22 protein-coding genes are annotated in these 21,153 nt (G+C 59.2%); 9 read left to right on the top strand and 13 right to left on the bottom strand.

What is annotated here, in order from left to right; genetic code table 11:
* Together EAO80_RS06695 and EAO80_RS06700 are read right to left on the bottom strand one after the other, a co-directional pair.
* Positions 1–371, bottom strand: a 371-nt coding sequence (locus tag EAO80_RS06695) for an NAD-dependent epimerase/dehydratase family protein (protein ID WP_122089223.1), incomplete at its 3' end; no start/stop codon positions are given.
* 114 nt (positions 372–485) lie between these two features.
* Positions 486–722: a MarR family transcriptional regulator gene (locus EAO80_RS06700; protein WP_122089158.1), complete on the bottom strand. Its 237-nt coding sequence runs from the start codon at positions 720–722 to the stop codon at positions 486–488.
* Positions 723–931: 209 nt separating this feature from the next.
* Between EAO80_RS06700 and EAO80_RS19565 the strand changes: the two genes are divergently transcribed.
* From EAO80_RS19565 to EAO80_RS06710, 3 genes are read left to right on the top strand one after another with little or no spacing between them, the layout of a single operon-like run.
* Positions 932–1,138 (top strand): hypothetical protein, encoded by a 207-nt coding sequence (locus tag EAO80_RS19565; protein ID WP_162993910.1) that lies wholly within the window; start codon positions 932–934, stop codon positions 1,136–1,138.
* Positions 1,132–1,464 carry a PHD finger domain-containing protein gene (locus tag EAO80_RS06705; protein WP_122089159.1) on the top strand — a complete coding sequence of 111 codons (333 nt, stop codon included), beginning with the start codon at positions 1,132–1,134 and terminating at the stop codon, positions 1,462–1,464. The genes EAO80_RS19565 and EAO80_RS06705 overlap by 7 nt, the downstream gene beginning before the upstream one ends.
* Positions 1,451–2,071: a hypothetical protein gene (locus EAO80_RS06710; RefSeq protein WP_122089160.1), complete on the top strand. Its 621-nt coding sequence runs from the start codon at positions 1,451–1,453 to the stop codon at positions 2,069–2,071. The genes EAO80_RS06705 and EAO80_RS06710 overlap by 14 nt, the downstream gene beginning before the upstream one ends.
* Before the next feature lie 277 nt (positions 2,072–2,348).
* On the opposite strand, the gene EAO80_RS06715 is transcribed toward EAO80_RS06710, so the two are convergent.
* From EAO80_RS06715 to tnpA, 6 genes are all read right to left on the bottom strand, one after another.
* Positions 2,349–3,545 (bottom strand): Cdc6/Cdc18 family protein, encoded by a 1,197-nt coding sequence (locus EAO80_RS06715; RefSeq protein ID WP_122089161.1) that lies wholly within the window; start codon positions 3,543–3,545, stop codon positions 2,349–2,351.
* 367 nt (positions 3,546–3,912) lie between these two features.
* Positions 3,913–4,485, bottom strand: coding sequence for a helix-hairpin-helix domain-containing protein (locus tag EAO80_RS06725; protein WP_122089162.1), 573 nt, complete (start codon positions 4,483–4,485; stop codon positions 3,913–3,915).
* A 584-nt stretch (positions 4,486–5,069) separates the two neighbouring features.
* Entirely contained in the window at positions 5,070–5,483 is a 414-nt protein-coding gene (locus tag EAO80_RS06730; protein WP_122089163.1) for an HVO_A0114 family putative DNA-binding protein, read from the bottom strand.
* A 13-nt stretch (positions 5,484–5,496) separates the two neighbouring features.
* The gene (locus EAO80_RS06735) at positions 5,497–5,808 is read right to left on the bottom strand and encodes a toxin-antitoxin system TumE family protein (RefSeq protein ID WP_122089164.1); all 312 of its coding nucleotides are present in this window, start codon (positions 5,806–5,808) and stop codon (positions 5,497–5,499) included.
* 659 nt (positions 5,809–6,467) lie between these two features.
* Positions 6,468–7,742: an RNA-guided endonuclease InsQ/TnpB family protein gene (locus tag EAO80_RS06740; RefSeq protein ID WP_122089165.1), complete on the bottom strand. Its 1,275-nt coding sequence runs from the start codon at positions 7,740–7,742 to the stop codon at positions 6,468–6,470.
* Positions 7,739–8,113, bottom strand: a complete 375-nt coding sequence (tnpA, locus tag EAO80_RS06745) for an IS200/IS605 family transposase (RefSeq protein ID WP_122089166.1) — start codon at positions 8,111–8,113, stop codon at positions 7,739–7,741. The genes EAO80_RS06740 and tnpA overlap by 4 nt, the downstream gene beginning before the upstream one ends.
* Positions 8,114–8,261: 148 nt before the next feature.
* On the opposite strand from tnpA, the gene EAO80_RS06750 reads away from it, so the two are divergent.
* On the top strand, positions 8,262–9,275 hold the full coding sequence (locus EAO80_RS06750) for an alcohol dehydrogenase catalytic domain-containing protein (protein WP_122089167.1): 1,014 nt from the start codon (positions 8,262–8,264) through the stop codon (positions 9,273–9,275).
* Between the two features lie 129 nt (positions 9,276–9,404).
* Here EAO80_RS06750 and EAO80_RS06755 read toward each other — a convergent pair whose 3' ends face one another.
* The 5 genes from EAO80_RS06755 to EAO80_RS20590 form a co-directional block, all read right to left on the bottom strand.
* Positions 9,405–9,743, bottom strand: a complete 339-nt coding sequence (locus tag EAO80_RS06755; RefSeq protein WP_122089168.1) for a DUF7268 family protein — start codon at positions 9,741–9,743, stop codon at positions 9,405–9,407.
* Between the two features lie 3 nt (positions 9,744–9,746).
* Positions 9,747–10,664 (bottom strand): ABC transporter permease, encoded by a 918-nt coding sequence (locus EAO80_RS06760; RefSeq protein WP_122089169.1) that lies wholly within the window; start codon positions 10,662–10,664, stop codon positions 9,747–9,749.
* Positions 10,661–11,674 (bottom strand): ABC transporter permease, encoded by a 1,014-nt coding sequence (locus EAO80_RS06765; RefSeq protein ID WP_122089170.1) that lies wholly within the window; start codon positions 11,672–11,674, stop codon positions 10,661–10,663. The genes EAO80_RS06760 and EAO80_RS06765 overlap by 4 nt, the downstream gene beginning before the upstream one ends.
* A gap of 59 nt (positions 11,675–11,733) precedes the next feature.
* A complete protein-coding gene (locus tag EAO80_RS06770; RefSeq protein WP_122089171.1) occupies positions 11,734–13,386 on the bottom strand; it encodes an ABC transporter substrate-binding protein in 1,653 nt (550 codons plus the stop codon).
* Positions 13,387–13,467: 81 nt separating this feature from the next.
* A complete protein-coding gene (locus tag EAO80_RS20590; protein WP_122089172.1) occupies positions 13,468–16,203 on the bottom strand; it encodes an ABC transporter ATP-binding protein in 2,736 nt (911 codons plus the stop codon).
* An 81-nt stretch (positions 16,204–16,284) separates the two neighbouring features.
* Between EAO80_RS20590 and EAO80_RS06780 the strand changes: the two genes are divergently transcribed.
* From EAO80_RS06780 to EAO80_RS06805, 5 genes are all read left to right on the top strand, one after another.
* Positions 16,285–16,767, top strand: coding sequence for a DUF7529 family protein (locus EAO80_RS06780; RefSeq protein ID WP_122089173.1), 483 nt, complete (start codon positions 16,285–16,287; stop codon positions 16,765–16,767).
* 227 nt (positions 16,768–16,994) lie between these two features.
* Entirely contained in the window at positions 16,995–17,960 is a 966-nt protein-coding gene (locus EAO80_RS06790) for a D-2-hydroxyacid dehydrogenase (protein ID WP_122089174.1), read from the top strand.
* 161 nt (positions 17,961–18,121) lie between these two features.
* Positions 18,122–19,141: a Bug family tripartite tricarboxylate transporter substrate binding protein gene (locus tag EAO80_RS06795; protein WP_245998498.1), complete on the top strand. Its 1,020-nt coding sequence runs from the start codon at positions 18,122–18,124 to the stop codon at positions 19,139–19,141.
* Between the two features lie 21 nt (positions 19,142–19,162).
* Complete coding sequence (locus tag EAO80_RS06800; RefSeq protein ID WP_245998499.1) at positions 19,163–19,651, top strand: tripartite tricarboxylate transporter TctB family protein; 489 nt, start codon at positions 19,163–19,165, stop codon at positions 19,649–19,651.
* 1 nt (position 19,652) lies between these two features.
* Complete coding sequence (locus EAO80_RS06805; RefSeq protein ID WP_122089177.1) at positions 19,653–21,146, top strand: tripartite tricarboxylate transporter permease; 1,494 nt, start codon at positions 19,653–19,655, stop codon at positions 21,144–21,146.
* Positions 21,147–21,153: the final 7 nt, after the last annotated feature.

Consider the following 21,153-nt stretch of genomic DNA (forward strand, 5'->3'; position numbering starts at 1 on the left):
GAGGGATCGGTCTGATTGCCGTAGATCGAGGAGGTCGAGGCATAGACGACCGTGTTACAGCCGTCGTCGCGGGCTTGCTCGACGGTGTTGACGAACCCTTCGACGTTGACGCGCGCTCCTTTCGTCGGATCGTCCTCGTGCATCGCATACGAGGATAGTGCCGCGAGGTGAAACACGACGTCCACCTCGGTCGGCAGATCGTCGTCTAACACGCTTTTCTCTTGGAACTCAACGGTATCATTGAGGTTTTCGGGTGTTCCAAGATAGCCATCGTCGACGACGATGACATCGTTATTCTCTACGAGATGATTGGCGAGATTCGAGCCGATAAATCCGGCACCACCTGTCACGAGAATTCTATTTCCATTCATACTGAAACGAAATTCGACTATGGGTAAAAAGATGCTGTATCTATACTAGATTCTGTGTTCCAAAGATCTTAGAAGAGACTTCTTCATCTTGCAAAACACATTAGTGGGACGGAATCAATCCTCTCTCGGATCCGTAATCAACTCAACCTCGTAGGCATCTGGATGAACACGTTCGAGATGATCATGTTCTACAAGCCGTCCAATCCTGTTACTGACCCATTGTCTGCTCACCTCCTTGATCTCGTCGCTGTAGAATTGCCGTAGTAGATTCGGGGTCGCCCATTCGTGTTCATCAAGGAACGCCAGTATCCAGCGATCCATTTCGTTGAGATCTTCCTCAGACAACGCCATGTTCGATCGTCTAGGGATTACTCCCGCCTGCTGTAAGGGTATTGTCTTTAACGCCGAAAATGAACATGACTATAGATGGTAGAAATAGACTTCCGTAAACTATATTGGAGGCAGACTTGTTATACTATTCGAGAAGGTCGGTTTCGTCACAAATCAATTCGTGGCCGCGTGGTAGGACACGCGACCGAGCTTCTCAGGCAGGAGAAGCAATGAACACTAGCCACTCACCGCCAGAAAACAGTATCGGCTCATCAACTCTCGAACAGCACATCACGGGCCCACACTGGGAACCACCCGAAATCCCGAACGCGACCACCTATTGGCGCTGTACGGCCTGCGGTCACGAGTCCATCCATGAAACGGACCTCTACCGACCCACGTTCCACACCGACGACTGCGAGGTCCACGAATGCTGATCACGACCCCAGCCGAACAGCTCCTTACTGGCTTCCCGATTCTCGAGACCCGCTGTCAGTACTGCAAGAGTACCCTCGGCGAGGGCGACCCCGTCAGCGCGTACGTCGTGCGCTATGCCGGCGACGACGAATGGACCATCCCACACATCTACTGTCGGGACTGCCAGTCGACCATCACCGACCCGACTCTCGGCGCGACCGAACTGCTGGCCGAGGGCCACCTCGGCGTCACGATGGACGCCACAACCCAACGGGCCTCCCTCACCCTACTCGAAATCGAACGCATCACAAAGAGCGCGCCGGAGGAAGGCCATGTCACGCTCTGAGGAGCCTTCCGACGAACCGGTCGAACCCCGTCTCGAGCGACTGGAACGCGAGATGCTTAGACAGGACTCCCTCGAGATGGCCGCCATCAGACGATTGCTCCACGGCCTGAGCGACGCCCCGGCCGACGCCGACCCGATCGCGAAGGTCGATGCGATCATCGATCGCCTGGACACCCTCGAGACCGCGGTCGATCATCTGCAGGCCCAGGTCCGGTCCCAACGCACCCACCAAACGGGAACGAAAAAAGAGCGGGCCAAACGCCTCGCACGTAACGAGATCCTCCGCCAGATCACCCAGAAGACGAACCCGATCGGCGAGGGCGGGGCCGTCGACGTCCCGACTATACTCACGATGGGCCACGGACTGGGCGTCGAGTTCACTCACAAAACGGTCGGCGACGCCTTCGAAGCCCTCAGCACCGAGTGGGAGGCCTTCGAACTCCAAGCAGGAAGCGGCACCAAGGAGGGCGCGAACAAACGGCTGGTCGCCACCGCCGATTCGATCCCCGACGCGCTCTGGGAGCTCTACGAGGCCGACACTGGTGAGAAAGCAAGCACGAAGGACACTGTCGCCGAAAGTAGCGACCACACGAACGAGGGGCGCTAGAATGACGCCATTCCAGCCCGTTGTTCCACCGCCATTGTTTGAGTACTCTTCTTCACTTGTACTGCTGTCTGTACTAAACGGTTGATGAGCGGTGGGTCTCTCGCCTCGTATCGTCTCGAATGGACGATACGAGGCGGTTGCGGCCTCCTTCTCGCTACTTTCGATGAAAGTAGCTCTAGGAGATCAAGCATCATGAGACGATCACCAATAGAACATCGCTACTACTACGAGTTGACTGCCGCGACTGTTCTTCTCTATCCTCGATTCGAACAGTGAGTCAGATAAAGTCGGGGTGGTTCTCTATGATCTCTTTGCCGAGCTGGGGATCAAACGTCGTTTTGTGTTGCTTCACTCGTCCCTCTTGCCCTCGTGATTCAATCCAGGCTTCGAGTAATCCCATCGTTTCGAGATCCGTAACGACGTTTTGAATTGCCCGTTTTCCTAGTGGGGCGTCCAGGGCAGTCTCTGTTTCCATCGACTTGCGTATCTGCTCTGTCGTTACTGGTTGGACGATCTCTCCTGTTTGTTTATTTGTCCAACTGGTAGCTGCTACTAAGACACCTACATGATTGGCCGGCAGCTGAGCTAGCTTTTCCATAATTGCGTCCTGTTCGGTCGCTTCAAGACTGTCATTGATGCACTCGATCGTCACGCTCGCTAATTCACGCTGATTTGCTAGTTCTCCCGCATTCCGAAAGAGGGTCAGAGCCTTGCGTGCATCGCCCCAGCGAGTTGCAGCCTGTAGTATCCCATGCTCTACTGCCTCTGGTACGTAAGATTCCTCGGTAAACGCACGCTCTAGATGTGGAAGGAGGATTTTGGCTAATTCGTTGGGACCGTATGGCCCGAAAAACACTTCCTCGTTTCCCATCGTACTCTCGACGCGACTATCGAGACGAAGATCCACCTCCACGAGCTGATTGCTGATGAGCCAGGCTGAAAGAGATATTCCACGCTTGAGCTTCCCTTCGCCACGTAACAATCGGTAGAAGAACTCGTTTGGATCGTAGTTCGTATCGTGCTGGAGCTGGTCGATCTCATCGAGGATCAGTACCGTATACTCCGGATACCCCTCAAGGGCGACCCAGATTCCCTCGAAGACGCCGTCAAGACCTTCATACGACTTCTTGCGCTCGCCGATCAGTTCGAGATGGATCTCGTTGGCCGCACTGAAGATCGTTCGACATTCCTTGAGGTTGACGTACTCGACGGCAAGCTCCTCGTGTCGAGTGGCGAACTCCTCGGCAATCCGTCGGGCAGTGAGGGTTTTTCCTGCTCCCGGTGGCCCGTGAATCGAGACCGTCGGCGGAAGATAGCCTTCGGACACGCCGTTCAAGATCGTCGCGAGTTCCCGTTCCTGCTCGTCGCGAGCCATGATCTCATCCGGTTCAGCTAATGGATCGAGTGCACCTTTATCCGCAAAGACGCTGTCATCCGGGGCCGTCTCCTCGAAAAGGTCGTCGTACTTGTTCATGGTGTCGGAGGAATCGTTTTGTCGTTGCGTCCAGCGGAACTACGTATCCGTATAGTTCCAAATCATGTAAACTATCGGTACGCCAGCTCCGGCATGAGCCCTACCGAGTATCCGATATTCAGTCCGGGCTGTTAGGCATCGATCTGTCCAGGGGTGCGACTGGAGGCTGGGTGCTCACGCCGCGCCGCATCAAGGAGAGCCACTCTTCGTTCGAGCATTTTCCACGCAGAGAGTGCCTCCCATGCGTCTTCAGTTGCCATGTCCCGACTGGCTTCGACGAGGGAGACGGCGTCAGGAGCATTTGCGTCGAACTGTTTTCTGTACGCTTCGATCCGTTCGATGGCGTCTGAAAGCGCCTCGACGTCGACTATCGTCGCTCTTCGACCAACGCGCGGATCTTCTCGAGGGCGTCGGGCCCGACCCCCGGGATCGAACGCAACACGTCGTCGGTCGCGCCATCCACGTCGGTGACGGTCACGATTCCCAGCCCTCGAAGGCGGCTGGCCGTCTTCGGGCCGATTCCAGGGATTTCCTCGAACGCGACCTCCTGGTCGTCATCGCTTTTCGTCTCCTCAGCCTTCGTGTCCGTGCCCGTGTCGGCGAGGAGGTCGAGTGCCTCCCGCAGTGCGTCGGCCTTGTGGTGTGCCTTCCGACCGTCCTGTTCGTCGTACTCGGCGAGACGAGCGCGAAGTCGCTCGTACTGCCCGCCATCGATGGAGGGAGCAGCGTTGGGGCGGACGTGATATCGAGTGCCCAGCTCCGTTTCGAACGTCCTGCGGGGTATCAGCGTCGTCGCGTCCGCCTCGTCGCGGACGAGGACGATCCGTGAGTCGGCGTAGATCACCTGTCGGCGGTCGCCGGTTCGCTGGTCGGCGACGGTCAATCCGATCTGTACGTCGGTCCTGGTAGTTCTCGATGGAACGAAGTCCGTGTTTGCCATTGTCGGGGTGGTGAGGTGTGCCTGGTTGTTTCTCCGGATGGCACAACAGTCCCTCCTCTACAGGGAGGGTTCTCAGAGGGATGTATCTGTCGTTTCTACGGCGGAGAACGTCTGTAGAACCAGTTTAGCCTCATCGATACCACCAGGTATCCCGTCGCTTTGCGTGGTCACGGTCAACGCAGAACGGACGACGCACGAATCGGATCAGTCAGGCACTAGGAGCGGCGTACTCGACGGGAAATGTGGCTGGTGAGTCGACTACACGCCCGACCGCAGAAGCGCCTCCGGATCGTTCCCGTACTTCCGAATCTCGCCACCGATGGTGGCTAGGATAGGGATAACGGCTGGATGGTACAACCAGCGGTTCACTTGTTCGACCATAGCGAGGCCCGTTTCGCCCCGCGAGAACAGGCCGAGAACCTCGAACCCTACTATCCCAACGCGGTACGGGAAACCCCGGCGTGAACGCCGGGGAGGATGTCATTACTGCGTGTCCTCTCGTCCCGTTTTTCGGACATTGACGGCTGTCGTTTTGGGTATTCCAGCTAGAGTCTGTTGATCACAGTCGAATACGAGAACGTTTGCTACGCGGCCGCCTCAGTGTCTTCAGACTTCGACCCGTGGATCGTCACCGAGACGTCGATCGATTCGTAGGGGACGAAGGGTGCTCGACCGCTCGCATCCCCACGGAATTTGATGATCCCGTACTCAGCGAGCACCTCGACGTCCTCGTGGACGACCGAGTAGCTTCGATCGAGACGCTTTGCGAGCGCCGAGATACTATTGGCGGGGTCGTCCATTAGCGACCGGATGACCTCGAAGCGGCGGTCGGTGAGCAATTTCCGGAGTTTGTTCGCACTCGCAAACGAGATCTCGGCGGGCGTCTGTTCGCCCCCCTCGGCTGCGTCGGCAGCCTTGAGCGCACGCTCGGTAGCCTCCTCATGCGTGGCGATTGTGATGCGAAGCGTCTCGGGCCAGTTGAGCTCTTCGGGAGCCATATCGTCGGATCGGTTATCGGGTTGCATTGAGTTCGTCCACCTCGTTCAGGAACCGAGTGACATGATCGCGAAGGCCGGTAAACTCGATCTCGGTGATCTCGGCGTCGGTATCGGAGTGGCGATGGTGATACCCCGCGCCGTGTTGGGGAACCTTCGAGTTGTCGTACCGGAGAATCTCGTCATTCTCCACGGGCTGGAAGTACTGAAACCCGTACGAGTAGCCGCCGGGATGGGCCGAACTCTCGATCGCCGAGAGGACGACCTCTGTCCCCTCGATGGGGTCGACATCGAATCGTCGGTCGAGTACTACATCCCCGTCTCCCATGTCACTCGTTGTGTGTTTCAGCTACGCACTGCTCGTATATAGTTGTATGCTATCACCTGATACCGATAGTACTTCACTTGACAGCGTTCGATGATTGCTATGGGGACAAGGATCGAGACGAGTGGATAGAGCAATTACACACTCGGAAGAATGGTTGTGATCTGACCGTATGTAACCAGAGACGACCGCTTTGACCACCCTCTTGGTACGAAATCTCGGGAGAGTTCGACATACTGTTGAGTCGATTCCGATCCTCGCTCTCATAGGCAATACGCTACATCTTGTAGATTGCACGCGTAACGAGTGAGACCTCTTCAACGAGGATACAGGATGGCTCGGCGTCGACAGTTTGAGCGTACGGTGGTCATCAGTCCTCGTTCACTGAGATCATGTCCGACGCCTCACCGTACGGCTGTATCGCCTCGTGGACCCAGCGTGGATCGAAGGTGGTACTCCCGAGGGGACCCCAGCTCTGCTATCGATTCGAGGAACCGAGCGGTCGCGAGACTGCAACCAGCGAGTTCACTCTCGAGATCCAGCCGTCCCGGTCGAGAACGCTACCGATCCGACATACATCGGTCCCGACCATACTGCTAACTACATCGCCATTGACATCCTCCCGCCCCTAAAGGGGCGAGATTCCTCCGTTGGGGGTTCGGCTACCGACCCACGGAGGCAACTTGCGGGTTCTCACGCTGTTCGTTGAGACAAGCGCATGATGACGCTGACCATGAATGGTCGTCCCACTTGAACCGTGAAGGCCGTGCCATCGGCCCGACTTCGCCGCTCGTTTCGCGTTTTAAGAACGTCTCCGACGCCGTGAGGTCCGCGTGTCCCTCGAAACCGCAGGAGCACGTCAACGTATCCTCGTGGCGCACAGTCGCCTCTCGCTCGCCACAGTCGGGACACTCTTGCGAGGTCCACGCTTCCGACCGCGCTTCGAGGACGATACCGTATTCCTCGCAAACGCAGGCGAGACGGTTGATGAACGCGCGGAACGCCCAGAAGTTGTGCGTTTTCGTGTTCGCCCGAACCGACCAATTCGATTCGAGAACGTCGGTTAAGTCCCCGACGTACACCGTCGCAACGCCCTCGTCGTAGAGCCGTTCTACGAGGTCGCGGGCAACCGCGTGCATCGCGTGGTCCCGTCGGCGCGTCCGTTGTCGGTAGAGCCGTTGAATACGGGTGCTACTGTAGCGCCCGTCGGGAAGCTTCGACTGTAGGCGGGCGATTTCCGTCGTCGTCTCACGGAATCTCTCGAACAGGTCGCGCCCTTCGTAGAGGTACTGCGAGCCGGTCGAAACCGAACAGGCTACGATGTTGTTTGCGCCTACGTCCAGAGCGGCGGTTTCATCCGCCAGTGGTGAATCCTGCCGAGAATCAGGTACGGTGACAGGTTGAAAGGCTCTGTACGTATCGCTCGCTTCATCGTAGGCGATTTCGAGACGGCCCTGTTTGCCATCCCACTTCGGGTCCCCGCGCACTTCGAGGCGAAGGCGCTCGTGGTAGCCAAGACCGTACTCTTCTTTCAGGTCTTGCCCGACGGGGATTTCGAGACGACTACGCTTCCCCCATTCGAGCGTGTACTGATTGCAACGGATGTAGGTGCGGAGCGTTCGCCCGTCCTCTTCGTTGCCCCAGTATCCCGGTGGGTTCGCGTGTTCGCCACTTTCCTTCAGCGAGAAGAACGACCGCCATGCTTCGCTGTTCTTTCGCGTGAGCTGTTGAACGGTCGCGGACCCGACGATACCGTTGTAGCGTCCACGGTACTCGTCGGTATCCCATACGCTCGAATCGTCGGCGGCGAAGTAGTTCTGCCGACGCTCGTAGTTCAGTTCGTTCCAGAGAGCGGCTGAAGCGTCCAACAACCGGCGAAGCAACTCCTCGTCCGCGTCGGACTGTGGGACTACTCGGAAGGTGTTGACGCGTTTCATGCGTTGTGTTGCTCGCGGATATACTGCTCTACGGCGTCTTTCGAGACACTACCCGCCGTTCCGACGTAGTACGAGCGCGTCCATTTGATACGGTCGTCGTATCGCTGATTGTAGTACCGCGCGGAGATGCCCTTCAGCCAATTGACGAGCAACGAGGGTTCGTTGCGCGGCGGGCTTCCCACGAACAGGTGTACGTGGTCGGGCATGATTTCGACCTCTACGAGTTCGAGGTCTTTGTCGTCGCATATCTCCGCGAAGATGGTTTTGAGACGTTCTTTGGTTGCGCCCGTCAGACGCGGCTCCCGGTACTTCGGGATGAACACTATGTGGTAGTAGAGTTCGTATTTCGCGTGACGGGTACTCTTCACCATCTATGTATACTATGGTCGGGTTGCTACTTAAACGTACCGACAGAACCCCGGCAGTGCTTTCGACAGCGGAAGATTAACGAGAATTACGGCGCGTATCCCCGCCCTGAAGGGCGAGGCTTTGCGCCTGTTTCACGTAAACACCTACCCAATGCGCGCCGCAGCGTTCACCGATCTCACTGGTCCGAATGGTGTCTCGATCGTCGACCAACCAACCCCCGAACCCGAGCGTCGAGAGGTGCTCGTCGACGTCGAGGCCTGCGCGATCAATCGCCACGACCTCTGGATCCTTGAGGGCGACTCTGCAATGGTCGATACGGACGATCTGCCGTTCGTCAGCGGCCTCGACGTCGCCGGCGTTGTCAGAGATATCGGCGAGGACGTCACGAACGTCGAGCCTGGCGACCGGGTCGTCCTCTGTCCGAACGAGACCTGTGGAACGTGTCGCTACTGCCGAGAGGGCCCGGAGAACCTCTGTGAGAACTTTTCACTGTATCACGGCGGGCTCGCCGAGACCGCTTGCGTCCAAGCCGACCGCCTCATTGTGCTCCCCGATAGTGTGGGAACGGTCGAGGCGGCCGCGCTGCCGACGGCGTACATGACCGCCTACCACATGCTTCGCCGGATCGAGGCCGGACCGGCCGATCTAGTGTTCGTCCCGGGTGCGACCGGTGGCGTCGGCGTCGCCGGCGTCCAACTCGCGGGCGTCCTCGGGGCCCACAGCGTCGGGACCTCCTCCTCGCGGGCGAAACTCGATCGGCTCGAATCCCTCGGGCTCGATCACGCAATCGAGGATACCGATCCGGACGCGATCCAGGAGGCGATCGCCGATATCGAGCCGGTCGACGGCGTGCTCAACCACCTCGGCGGTGCGTATACTCAACTCGGGTTGGACGTCCTCCGGCGTGACGGCCGGATGGCGGTCTGTGGGCGGACGGCCGGTGGGACGTCCGAAATCGACATTCCCGATCTCTTCCTCGGGCACAAACGCATCATCGGGAGCACGATGGGGACCCAAGACGACTTGGAGACGCTCGTGGAACTCGTCGACGACGGCGCGTTCACGCCCGAAATCGACCGGACTTACTCCCTTTCGGAGACCGGTGCGGCGTTCACAGCGATGCAGGACCGCGAGAGCGTCGGTAAGCTCGTCGTTACGCCCTAACGATCGTTCACAGGTACCTGTTTTCCTTAAGTCGTCTTGGTGTTCGTGTGTGCTATGTCTACACGAAGATGGTGTGACCATTCGTGTCTCCTCCTCCTCTCGCACAGCGAATCACGAGCGACACCGTAGTCATCCTCCCAGAAGGATCGTCACAACTGATGCACTCACCATCCCAGCCGCCCCAACGATGGTCAGTATCGCCATTGCCCACTGTGTGTCGGCAGCGTTCCAGTCACGGTCGAGCGTGGCGTGCATACCCGCAAGCGACTCACCGAGCAGCAGTGTGCTGGCCCAGACGGTCAGACCGAAGCCGAAGACGAGTGCGGCAAGCGAGAACGCAACGGCGCTTGCATCGCTTCGAGACCAGCCCGCCACGACGAACACGATGACGAGTCCACCCCCGCCGATCGCACCGAATGTGACTGCGCGTGTGAGGCCGGGGAGAATCCGATTGTCGTCGTCGGCCATGTCTCAGTCGACGGTATCGCGCATCCGGGGATCGAGGGCGTCACGCATGCCATCGCCAAGCAGGTTAAATCCAAGTACCAACAACGCGAGCACCAGCCCGGGGAAGAATGACCACCACCACGCCCCCGAGAACAAGCCGAACTCAACGCCATTGGAAAGCATCATCCCCCACGAGGGTGACCCGGGACTCGCACCGAACCCGAGAAACGACAGCGCCGCGATGTCGATGATGGCCAGCCCGAAGTTCAGCGTCGACTGGACGGTGATGGGTGCGAGGCAGTTTGGCAGAACGTGACGCACCAGTAGTCGCGGATCGGTTGCGCCAAGTGCGTACGTGGCATCGATGTACTCGTCTTCAAGGACCTTTAGGGCAGTCCCGCGAACGACGCGGGCGAACCGGGGCGTGTAGACGAGCGTGAGTGCCGCGACCGCGCGCCAGAGGCCCAGCGAATCCGGAAAGACGGTCACGAGCGCAAGCGCCAGCAACAACGACGGGAACGACAGCAGGACGTCCATGGTCCGCATGATGACGTTGTCCGTGAGGTCACCGTAATAGGCCGCGATGATGCCGAGTCCCACGCCGAGGACGGTCGACGCTGCGACGGTAACCGTACCGAACTTCATCGCGTACCACGCACCGTACAGCACGCGCGGGAAGATGTCCCTCGCCTGGCCGTCCGTCCCGAACCAGTACTGGGCACTGGGCGGGGCTTCCGTCGGGTTCGTATTGTACTGGGTCGCAGTCAGCGCCTGAATGTCGTAGGCGAATCGGGCGTACACCGCAATGGCGAGTACGCCAACGATGATGATGAGGCCGACAATGGCGAGGCGATTCGACAGCAACTTCGTGAGGAACGGACTCGCGCGGAGTCGCTCGACGATGCCACGTCCCTCCGTCGAGGTTTGTATTTCTGTGCTCATTGTTCGATCCGTGGGTCGAGAATGGAGTACGTGATGTCAACGAGGAGATTCACGAGCGTATACAGGACGGCGAACAACAGTACGGTCGCTTGGACGACCGGGTAGTCGCTTCGATTGATCGCATCGACCAACAGCGTGCCGATACCGTTGATCTCGAAGACGGTCTCGGTGAGGACGGCACCACCCAGCAGCGAGCCGAACTGGATTCCAACGACCGTGATCACGGGAATGAAGGCGTTTCGTAGGCCGTGTTTCAGGATCGTGATCTTCGCACCTTGTCCCTTCGAGCGGGCAGTTCGCATGTAATCCTGGCGGATGACTTCGAGCATCGACGAGCGCATCATCCGTGAGATGAGCGCCATCGAGTAGATTCCGAGTACCACGACCGGCAACAGGAGGTGGAGAACCGCTGACTGGAATGCCTCAAGATCTCCTTCGAGGAGCGTATCCACGAGGATGAACCCCGTGACTGAGTCGATGAAGTGTGCCGATCCAATGCGCCCACTCGTCGGGAGGATCCCGAGAAACTGGGCGAACAGGAGGATCAGAAGCGGGCCGCTCCAATAGATCGGGATGCTGATACCGCCGAGTGCACCGACGCGTGTGAGGTGATCGGTGAGTGTATCCTGCTTAACTGCGCTCAAGATCCCCAGTGGGATACCGAAGGTCAGTCCCGCTATCTGACCGAGAACGGCGAGTTCAATGGTGATCGGAAGGCGATCGGAGAGAATCTGACTGACCGGCGTTCCTCGATTCACTTGGTAGGAATTGCCGAAGTCGAACGTCACAACGTCTCCGAGGTAGGTAAGGTACTGCTGCCAGATGGGGTCGTTCAAGCCCAACTCCGCCCGGACCTGCTCGATGTACGCCTGACTCGCCCGGTCGCCTGCGATCGCGACCGCAGGATCGCCCGGCGAGAGGTGAAGGATAGCGAAGACCAGTGTTGCCACACCAAACAAGACTGGGACGAGCAACAGAAGCCGTTTAATTATAAATCGCTTTGATACCATTACGCAGATGAGTGGATTCGAGTCGTAAAAATCCCTCGTAACTCGCCGGCTAACGTGGATTATTCCAACTCAACGAGGTGAAGGAAGGGCCCACCAATGGCCGAGATAGTGTAGTTACTTACACGGTTGCTGACCCCACGGACTTCGTCAGCGTAGTCGATATAGACCCATGGTGCCTCCTCATGGGCAATAGCTGCAGCCTCGCTATACAGCGTAGCGCGTTGTTCTTCCTCAGTCTCCTGCTGGGCCTCCTCGACGACGCTCATGAACTCCTGGTTTGCCCACGCCGAGCGGTTCGACGTGTTGTAGCCCTCGGTATCCCAGGCCACCCAGTCCTGGCCTTCCGGTACCTCGGTCTGGGGGTGAAGCAGGACGTAACAGAAGTTATCGGGATCGGCGTTGTCGGTGTACCAGCCCGCAAGCGAGGCGTCGTGGCGCCCCTCACTCGTGTAGGTGAGGTAATCTGAGAACTGACGCTCGTCGATCGTGACTTCAATTCCGATGTCGGCGAGGTTCGTCCGGATGGTTTCGGCGGTCGGAAGCGGCGCAGGGTTGTAGCCACGCGCGTTCTGGAACGTCGTTAGTTCGAAGGCGAACCCATCGCCGTAGCCAGCTTCCTCGAGAAGCGTCTGTGCCTGCTCGGGATCGTACGAATACGGGCTGAGGTCGTCGTTGTGGCCGAACAGTGCGGGCGGGATCGGTTGGTCCGCTTGCGTCGCGAGCCCAGCGTAAATGTTCTCGACGATAGACTGGGTGTCGATGGCGTAACTGATCGCCTGTCGGACCTGCCGGTCGCGGAACGCCTCGACGCGGGACATGTTGAACGACATGTATCCGATGTTGATGCCCTCGGCCGTCTGGGCTTCTGCCCCATCGGAACCGTTGATCTGTTCGATGGTGTCCGGATCGAGTCCGTCGATGATCTCCAATTCGTCCTCCAGAAGTGCCTGCGCACGCGTGGAGTTTTGGCCTCGTGTGAGGAACAGCAGCTCGTCGACGGTAGGACCGTCACCCCAGTAGTCGTCGTAGGCGGTGAGTTGGATGCGGTTGTTGGCGTCGTCAAGCTCGCCCAGTTCGAAGGGACCGGTGCCGATCATCTCTTGATTGAGGTCGACGTCGCCCTCGATGGCGTCCTGCGAGAGAACGACCGCCGCGAACATCGCGAGATTGCGGAGGAACGGCGCATACGGCTGTGTCAGGGTGATATTTAGCTCGTAGTCTCCGTTCTTTTCGACGCTGTCGATCCAGCTCCCGAGCGTGAACGGCCCGTAGGAGGAGGCGTCCTGGAAGTAGTACTCGTAGTCCTCGTCGACGAAACGGCGGTACGTCGCGATGAAATCGTCGGCGGTAAAGTCGCTGCCGTCATGAAACGTCACGTCTTCGCGAAGCGTCAGTGCGACGTTTTCGCCCTCCATCGTCCAGTCCGTCGCGAGACTTTCCGTGAGTGCGGCCTCGCCGGGCTGGAAGTCGATGAGACCTTCGTAGGCCTGATTGGTCACCTTTGCCACCTCACCACTCGTGGAGTTCTGTGGGTCCAGGGAGTCGGAGTGAGCGCTGCGACCGTAACGAAGCGTGCCGCCGCCGTCACCATCACCATCACCGCCACCGCCAAGACAGCCGGCCATCGAACCTGTCGCGGTCGCTGCTATCGTTGCCGTTCCAGTACTTTTCAAGAAACTCCGCCTAGAAACGTGACTGTTGTTACCGTCCATGAAGTGAATTCTTCCATCTACATAGATAATACTACCGAACCGAATTGGACGGACGAATACCGCTAGAGGGGTAAGCCCTCCTTACTGCGTGTTATCGTACAGATGGCACGCTGCGGGGTGCTCGTCGTCGCCGAGTGCTGGATCGGCGCGCTCACAGACGCTCTCGAAAGTCTCGCGAAGGACGGTCTCAGCCGCCTGCCAGTCACCGTCTTCGAGGTGGCGGTACGACTCGTCGACTGTATCACGGGCTTCTCCGGACAGCGGCCCGTCGAAGAATTGCTCGTCGAGAACGGTCGCGAACCCGCTTCCGCCGTCGGCGACCGCGCGATCGTCTGCGTGTTCGTCCGGGCTGGCGGCCAGGTTTCGGGCAGCCTCCAGGTCGATGTCGCGGGCTTCGACGCGCTGGCGGTAGAACATGACCTCCCGATAGCGCTCCTGCTCGATATCGAGGTCCTCGGGGGGAATGATCGAGGGACACCGGGTCCGGAAGCTACACCCCGTCGGTGGGTCGATGGGGGAGGGCACGTCGCCCTGCAGGATCGTCCGATCATCAGTATCAGCCAGCGGATCGGGTTCGGGGATCGCCGAGAGCAACGCGTTAGTGTAGGGATGTTTCGGATTCGCGAACAGGTCGTCGGTCTTCGCGACTTCCATGATCTCGCCGAGATACATCACCGCAACGCGGTCGGCGATGTGCCGGACGACCGAGAGGTCATGGGCGATGAACAGGTAGGTGAGCCCGAACTCCTCCTGGAGGTCCTCCATGAGGTTGATGACCTGCGCTTGTACGGAAACGTCAAGGGCGGAGACGGGCTCGTCAGCGACGATGAAGTCTGGATCAACAGCGAGCGCCCGTGCGATCCCGACGCGCTGGCGCTGGCCGCCGGACAGTTCGTGCGGGTAGCGGTCGTACTGGCTCGCATCGAGACCGACCTCCTCCAGGAGTTCGACCACCCGCTGGCGGCGTCGTCCCTCCGCGAGGTCGTGGATCTTCAGGGGCTCCATGACGGTCTGGCCGACCGTCATCCGCGGGTCGAGACTCGACATCGGGTCCTGAAAAACCATTTGCATGTCCTTTCGCTTCTCGCGGAGTTCTGACTTCGAGAGCCTCCCGAGGTCCTCGCCCGCGAACACGACCGTCCCGTCGGTCGGCGGGTCGAGATGGAGAATGGCGCGTCCCGCAGTCGACTTCCCACAGCCTGACTCGCCGACGAGGCCGAGCGTCTCGCCCTCGCGTACGTCGAGATCGACGCCGTCGACGGCTTTCACACTCGGTTTCTCACCGGGGAACAGCCGGTCGAGGTACCCCTCTTCTTGTTCGTAGTACTTCCGGAGGCCCTCGACTTCGACAAGGGGTTCGCCGATGTCGTGGTCGGTATCATTGGCGACGCCCGTCGATCCGTATTCGCTCGTATCGAACTCCTCCAGGATACACTTCGAGCGATGATCGACCTCCGACGGGCCGTGTTGGAGAAACGGTATCTCGCCCCCGGTACACTCCTCTTTTTCCCACGGACAGCGCGGCGCGAAATGACACCCGTTGGGTAGGTCTATGAGGTCGGGAACGTTGCCCTCGATGGGTGTGAGACGGTCCTTCTCCTCGGTTGGGATGGACTCGAGGAGGGTGTACGTATAGGGATGGCTCGGGTTGTGGAATATCTCCTCGACGGGCCCCTCTTCGACGATTTCGCCGGCGTACATAACCGCAACCCGGTCGCAGGTCTCGGCGACGACCCCGAGATCGTGGGTAATCATTAGGACGGACATTCCGAAGTCCTCCTGAAGATCGTCGATGAGGTCGAGAATCTGGGCCTGAATGGTCACGTCCAGCGCCGTCGTCGGCTCGTCGGCGATGAGTAAGTCCGGTCGACACGCAAGCGCGGTGGCGATCAGTACGCGCTGGCGCATTCCACCGGAGAACTCGTGAGGGTACTCCTCGAGACGTGTAGTGGCTTCGGGAATTCCGACCTCTGTAAGTATCTCGACGACGTCCGCCATCACGTTCTCGTCGTCTTTGCGGCCACCGAGCTTCGGAAGGATCTCCCGGATACCGTTCAACCACGTATCGGATTTCCGACCGCCATACCGGTGGAGACGAAGCGACTCGGCGACCTGTTCGCCGACCGTGACCGCCGGGTTGAGCGAGGTCATTGGGTCTTGGAAGATCATCCCCATCGACCCGCCGCGCACGTGGCGCATCGCTTCCTCGGGTGCGGCCGTCAGATCGACCACACCCTCCTCGATGCCCGCTTCCGTCGGCGACGCGCCGTCTTCGAGGCGTGTGAGTGCACCCTCGTCGACGTAGACGAACCCGTCTATCGTCTCGTCAACGGCCTCCGTGAGTTCGTCGGCAACGACCGAGGGGGTTACCCGATCGTCGAGTCGGGTCGCAGCGTCACGGAGATCGTCCTCCAGTCCCGCGGGATCGTGACGACCGGTGAGGTCGTCGGCGATTCCGCGCAGTTCCGCCGTGGCGGCGTCGGTACCGGTGTTGGTGCGAAGGTCGCCGGCGATCTCACGGATCGCCTCGATGAGTTCGAACGGGTATGACACGAGGGCATCGTCGAACTCCTCGATGAGTTCCGCAGCCAGATCGGCCGTCCGGAACGTTACGCGTCCGTCAACGACCTCGCCAGGATCGTCCACGAGGTCCATCGCGGAGAGGGCAGTGACGCTCTTTCCAGATCCGGATTCGCCGACGAGCCCGACGGTCTTACCTTCCTCAATGGTGAGATCGATCCCGTCGACGGCCTTTACTGCACCACGATTCGTCTTGAACTGTGTTTTCAGACCGGTGAGAGATAGGATATCAGGCACTGAGAGCTATTCGCCGAGCGGCAAAGAAATAGCTTGCGGGCTTGGACAACGCTTATTCGCGCCGGCGTTCGCGGTGGAGACATGAGCGACAACGCTGCCGGTGGCGGTCCACCACCCGTACAGACGACAGCCGGCTGGCAGGCCGTCATCGACGATATGACTGTGAGTGCGGAGGGGTACCGTGAGCGCGGCTGGACCACACTCGAACTCCATCCCGGTGATTCGGTATTCGTCGACTCGGAGTATCGAACGGGTCTGGACGTCCTGCTTCCTGGTCCCGAGTATGAAGATCTCGAATCCCTCGTTGACGACTGCTCGTTTAGCGACTCGGAGGTCTTCCGGGCGGAAAAAGAGGGGCTGGTCTACCTGCTCGTCGTTGAGAAAGACCCGGACCAGGAAGTCGCCGTATTCACGCCTGCGTACTACGATCTCGCCTCTTCTCGGAGTACACTTGAGACGATCAATGCCACCGGTGAACTACGGCTGTTCTGCCGACGGTTGAACGACGACTACGTTCAGTTCGTCCACACCGATCCATCGCCGTTTCTCCCTGACGTCACGTAGGGTGCTCAATAGTAGTTGGCCGTAGCTGTTCTAATGACGCCTTCACGCCCGAAATCAACCGGACCTACCGCTCTCGGAGACCGATACAGCGTTCACAGCGATGCAGGACTGCGAGAGCGTCGGAAAGCTCGTCGTGACGCCCTGACACCATCCACCAGTTCAGTGACTGGTCTGCCAGTCCCGGGCGAACCTACACAAGCATTCACACCAGTACACTCGAGTACCAGATGAGTGAAAACCCAGACCCAGACGTTCTGATCCTCCGCGGCGGAGCCCACGGGATCCCCGTAGCAGAGTACCGAGACGAACTTCGTGACCGGCTCCCCGACCACCGGATCGTACTCGCTCGCACGCCACACCAGGAGCGCGAACTCATGCAAACGACACGCGTCGTCTCGACGACCGCTATTGACGAGGAACTCCTCGCACACGCGGAGCAGCTCGAACTGTTCGCAGGCGTCGCCGCTGGCTATAGCCATCTCCCACTCGAGACGTTCGCGGAGATGGGCGTTACCGCCACGACTGCCTCGGGCATCCATGCACCGAACATCGCCGAGCAGGTTCTTGGTTATATCTTGGCGATGACGCGACGACTCCGAGAGGGCTGGCGCCGCGAACAGCGCCATGAATGGCGCCATTACCAGGCCGGCGAGCTCAAAGACAGTACCGTCACCGTCGTCGGGCTCGGGTCGATCGGACAGGCCATCGTCCAACGCCTCTCCGGATTCGAGGTCGAGACCATTGGCGTTCGCTACACCCCCGAGAAGGGTGGGCCGACCGACGAGGTGATCGGCTTCGATTCCACCGAATTTCACGACGCCCTCGCGCGCACGGACCATCTCGTCATCGCCTCCCCGCTCACCGAGACGACACGCGGCTTGATCGATGCCGACGCACTCGAGACGCTGCCGCCAAATGCAACACTGACGAACATCGGTCGGGGACCCATCGTCGAGACGGATGCGCTGATCAACGCGATCCAGAAAAACCAGATCGGCGACGTCGCACTCGATGTCACTGACCCCGAGCCCCTGCCACCGGATCACGTCCTCTGGCAGTTCGAGAACGTCATGATCACACCGCACAACGCAGGCCATAGTCCGCAACACTGGCCGCGACTCGCTGATATCGTCGCCCGCAACGTCCGGGCCCTCGATACTGGAGACGAACTCGAAAACGTGATTCAGTTATAATCGTTTGAACCGACCGGATGGCCGTCTCGATCGATCGGCGAGCGCGTCGGCATCCACTCATTGGAACCGGTTCAATCATCCGCCATGGATTCCCTCTTTTATCGAACGGCATGATTCCGACCGGGAATATTATATAACACAATAGATAATCACTTAGCCGCATGTCAACGCGTGATTTGATATTAAATAACGATATCGGTCGGCGTAAGTACCTCACAGCACTGGGTGCCACCGGAATGGGTGGTCTCGCCGGCTGTGCCGGCCAACTCGGTGGTGACGAGGACGAGGAGAATTTCCCGAGCCAGGAAATCGAGATGATCTGTCCGTGGGCAGCCGGTGGCGGTACAGACCTAACCGGCCGACAGCTCGCTGACCTCGCTCAGGATCCTCTTGGAGTGTCACTGTACGTCACCAATCAAACGGGCGGAAGCGGTAGCAGTGGATTCAACGCGATCGCAAACTCGGAATCAAACGGGTATACCGTTGGGGTCACGACCGTCGAAATCTGTACGATCTCGCATCTCGGCATCGCCGATGTCACACCTGAGGATCTCGCTGCGGTTATCCAGTACAATTTCGATCCCGCTACCCTCACCGTACCCGCGGACGCCCCCTACAGTACGTTGGAGGAGTTCGTTAGCTACGCCGAGGAGAACCCCGGTGAGATCCGGGTTTCTAACTCCGGGACTGGTGCGATCTGGCACCTCTCGGCCGCCGGCTTCGCCCAGCAGGCGAACATCGAGCTCAATCACGTTGGCTACAATGGCGGGTCGCCTGCGACCCAGGCCGTCGTCAGCGGCGAGGTCGAAGCGACGGCGGCAAGCGCACCGGAGGTCGCCGGTCAGGTCCAGGACGGGCCTCTCGAAATTCTTGCAGTGTTCGGCGAGGAACGCCTCGATATGTTTCCCGAGGTCCCAACGCTTCAGGAACAGGGCTATGACTTCACAATGGGGGCGTGGCGCGGTCTGACGGTGCCTCAGGGTACCGACGAGGAACGCATCTCCTCCCTCCAGGATGGCTTTACCAGCGTCTACGAATCCGACGAGTTCCAGTCATTCATGGACGAACAGGGCTTTGGGCTCGTCTACCGCGACGCCGAGGAGTTCAGCCAGTTCATGGAGTCAGAGTACGAGCGCTTCGGCCAGATCATCGACGACCTCGGACTCGAACAATCGGGCTGATCGGTGCAAATGGTCTATCGTGTGTTTCGTTCGGACGTTATCGCAGCCGGACTGCTGCTTGTACTGTCGGCGGCCGTCTTCGTCGTCAGTGCCGACTTCCCCGGTGGTCGCGGTGGCGATCCCGGGGCGGCCTTCTTCCCGCGCCTGATCACGGGGACGATCGCAATCCTCGCGCTCGGCCTGCTCGTCAAGGATCTTACCGCCGAGGAGCGAGCGGCCCACGAGATCGATCCGGCCATCGTCCGCCGGCTCGTCATCGTCGTCGCGTTTCCGACGATCTACATTTTAGCCATGCCAATCGTCGGTTTTCCGCTGACAACGATCGCCTTCCTCGCTGGGCTCATGTGGTTCTCCGGTGCGCGGTCGATCCCGATGGTCCTTGGGAGTGCCGTCGGTGTCACGCTCGTCCTCTATTACCTCTTTGGAGCCCTCTTTCAGGTCCCGCTTCCAGAGGGTCTCATTCCGATTGGAGACGTGCTACCGTTCGTAATTCATGCGGGGCTGATCTGACGTGCCGTCCATCCTCGATTTCTTCGCTCAGGGTGCTACACTCGTCTTCGAACCGTTCGCGCTGGCGCTGATCGTCATCGGTGTGATAATCGGTCTTACCATGGGGTCGCTACCGGGTATGACGGCGACCATGACCGTCGCCGTCCTCGTTTCCTTCACCTTCAGTATGGAACCTGTCGAAGGGATGATGCTCTTGTTAGGAATCTACGGGGGTGCCCTGTATGCGGGATCGATCCCGGCGATTCTCATCCGGACACCGGGCACGCCGAGTGCGGCCGCAACGGTGTTCGATGGCTTCCCACTGGCCCAACAAGGCAAGGCTGGGCGCGCGATTGGGATCGCGACCGTCGCCTCGTTTGTCGGCGGCGTCATCAGTGTGATTTTCCTTGCGGTGCTCGCCCCCCAGATCGCGAATGTCGCACTCGCGTTCCGATCTCCTGAAAACTTCGCGATCGCCGTCTTCGGGTTGACGATCATCGCCAGCATCAGCGGCGATTCCATCATCAAGGGGCTGATCTCGGGACTGCTGGGTATGTTTCTCGCGACCGTCGGGCTTGATCCGAACCTCGGCTTTCCCCGCTTTTCGTTCGGGGTCGACGCGCTCACTGCCGGTATCGAGTTCATTGCTGTGATGATTGGGCTGTTCGGGATCGCTGAGGGTATCGCCCGGTATCGTGCGGGAATCGACACCGACAGTGTCAAACAGGACCTCTCGACGGTCCGGCCGACCCGTGAGGATTTAAAGAATATTGGGAATGTCACCGTTGGTTCAGGCATCGTCGGCGCGTTCATCGGTGCTATCCCCGGTGCCGGCGGGGATATTGCCTCCTTCGTAACCTACAACGAGGCGAAACGGTGGTGTAGCAATGCGGTCCCCAAATTCGGAGAGGGTAATGTTCTGGGTGTTGCAGCCGCTGAATCGGGCAACAACGCTAGTACTGGCGGTGCACTCATCCCGACGCTTACCTTAGGAATCCCCGGCGATTCGGTAACGGCGATTCTGATCGGCGCACTGCTCGTTCACGGCATTCGACCGGGCCCCGGACTCTTCGAGAGTGAACCTGGTTTGGTCTATGCGATTTTCATCGGCTTCTTTCTGGTCTACGTTCTGATCCTCATCTTCGGGCTCATCGGTGCGCGCTACTGGGCGCGATTGATTGATTTTCCTGCAATGTATCTCTGGCCCGTTATTTTTATCCTCTGTATTATCGGTTCGATAGCCTTGCGGGGTAACCTGCTCGACGCGTGGGTAATGCTCGGCGCCGGCGTGCTCGGGTACTTCATGCGCATGGATGATTATCCATTGGCGCCGATGGTATTGGGGCTCATCCTCGGACCGATCGCCGAGTCGAATCTCCGCCGGTCGCTGCAGGTCTCCGACGGGTCACTGGAAATCATCTACACCAGTCCGATCGCGATGGTAATTCTAATCTTCAGCTTAGTCTCGTTGTTCCTGCCCTTTATCCGCCATGGGATCCAGCAGTATCGGACCTAGAGGGGTC

This window comes from Halalkalicoccus subterraneus (assembly GCF_003697815.1).
Lineage (GTDB): Archaea > Halobacteriota > Halobacteria > Halobacteriales > Halalkalicoccaceae > Halalkalicoccus > Halalkalicoccus subterraneus.

Excerpts from the sequence above, each read along its gene's own strand:
- EAO80_RS06780 (WP_122089173.1), top strand. The coding sequence starts at position 16,285 with ATGAGCGACAACGCTGCCGGTGGCGGTCCACCACCCGTACAGACGACA.
- EAO80_RS06795 (WP_245998498.1), top strand. The coding sequence starts at position 18,122 with ATGTCAACGCGTGATTTGATATTAAATAACGATATCGGTCGGCGTAAG.
- EAO80_RS06750 (WP_122089167.1), top strand. The coding sequence starts at position 8,262 with ATGCGCGCCGCAGCGTTCACCGATCTCACTGGTCCGAATGGTGTCTCG.
- EAO80_RS06765 (WP_122089170.1), bottom strand. The coding sequence starts at position 11,674 with ATGGTATCAAAGCGATTTATAATTAAACGGCTTCTGTTGCTCGTCCCA.
- EAO80_RS19565 (WP_162993910.1), top strand. The coding sequence starts at position 932 with ATGAACACTAGCCACTCACCGCCAGAAAACAGTATCGGCTCATCAACT.
- EAO80_RS06790 (WP_122089174.1), top strand. The coding sequence starts at position 16,995 with ATGAGTGAAAACCCAGACCCAGACGTTCTGATCCTCCGCGGCGGAGCC.
- EAO80_RS06725 (WP_122089162.1), bottom strand. The coding sequence starts at position 4,485 with ATGGCAAACACGGACTTCGTTCCATCGAGAACTACCAGGACCGACGTA.
- EAO80_RS06770 (WP_122089171.1), bottom strand. The coding sequence starts at position 13,386 with ATGGACGGTAACAACAGTCACGTTTCTAGGCGGAGTTTCTTGAAAAGT.
- EAO80_RS06755 (WP_122089168.1), bottom strand. The coding sequence starts at position 9,743 with ATGGCCGACGACGACAATCGGATTCTCCCCGGCCTCACACGCGCAGTC.
- EAO80_RS06760 (WP_122089169.1), bottom strand. The coding sequence starts at position 10,664 with ATGAGCACAGAAATACAAACCTCGACGGAGGGACGTGGCATCGTCGAG.
- EAO80_RS06730 (WP_122089163.1), bottom strand. The coding sequence starts at position 5,483 with ATGGCTCCCGAAGAGCTCAACTGGCCCGAGACGCTTCGCATCACAATC.
- EAO80_RS06710 (WP_122089160.1), top strand. The coding sequence starts at position 1,451 with ATGTCACGCTCTGAGGAGCCTTCCGACGAACCGGTCGAACCCCGTCTC.
- tnpA (WP_122089166.1), bottom strand. The coding sequence starts at position 8,113 with ATGGTGAAGAGTACCCGTCACGCGAAATACGAACTCTACTACCACATA.
- EAO80_RS06700 (WP_122089158.1), bottom strand. The coding sequence starts at position 722 with ATGGCGTTGTCTGAGGAAGATCTCAACGAAATGGATCGCTGGATACTG.
- EAO80_RS06735 (WP_122089164.1), bottom strand. The coding sequence starts at position 5,808 with ATGGGAGACGGGGATGTAGTACTCGACCGACGATTCGATGTCGACCCC.
- EAO80_RS06740 (WP_122089165.1), bottom strand. The coding sequence starts at position 7,742 with ATGAAACGCGTCAACACCTTCCGAGTAGTCCCACAGTCCGACGCGGAC.
- EAO80_RS06705 (WP_122089159.1), top strand. The coding sequence starts at position 1,132 with ATGCTGATCACGACCCCAGCCGAACAGCTCCTTACTGGCTTCCCGATT.
- EAO80_RS06715 (WP_122089161.1), bottom strand. The coding sequence starts at position 3,545 with ATGAACAAGTACGACGACCTTTTCGAGGAGACGGCCCCGGATGACAGC.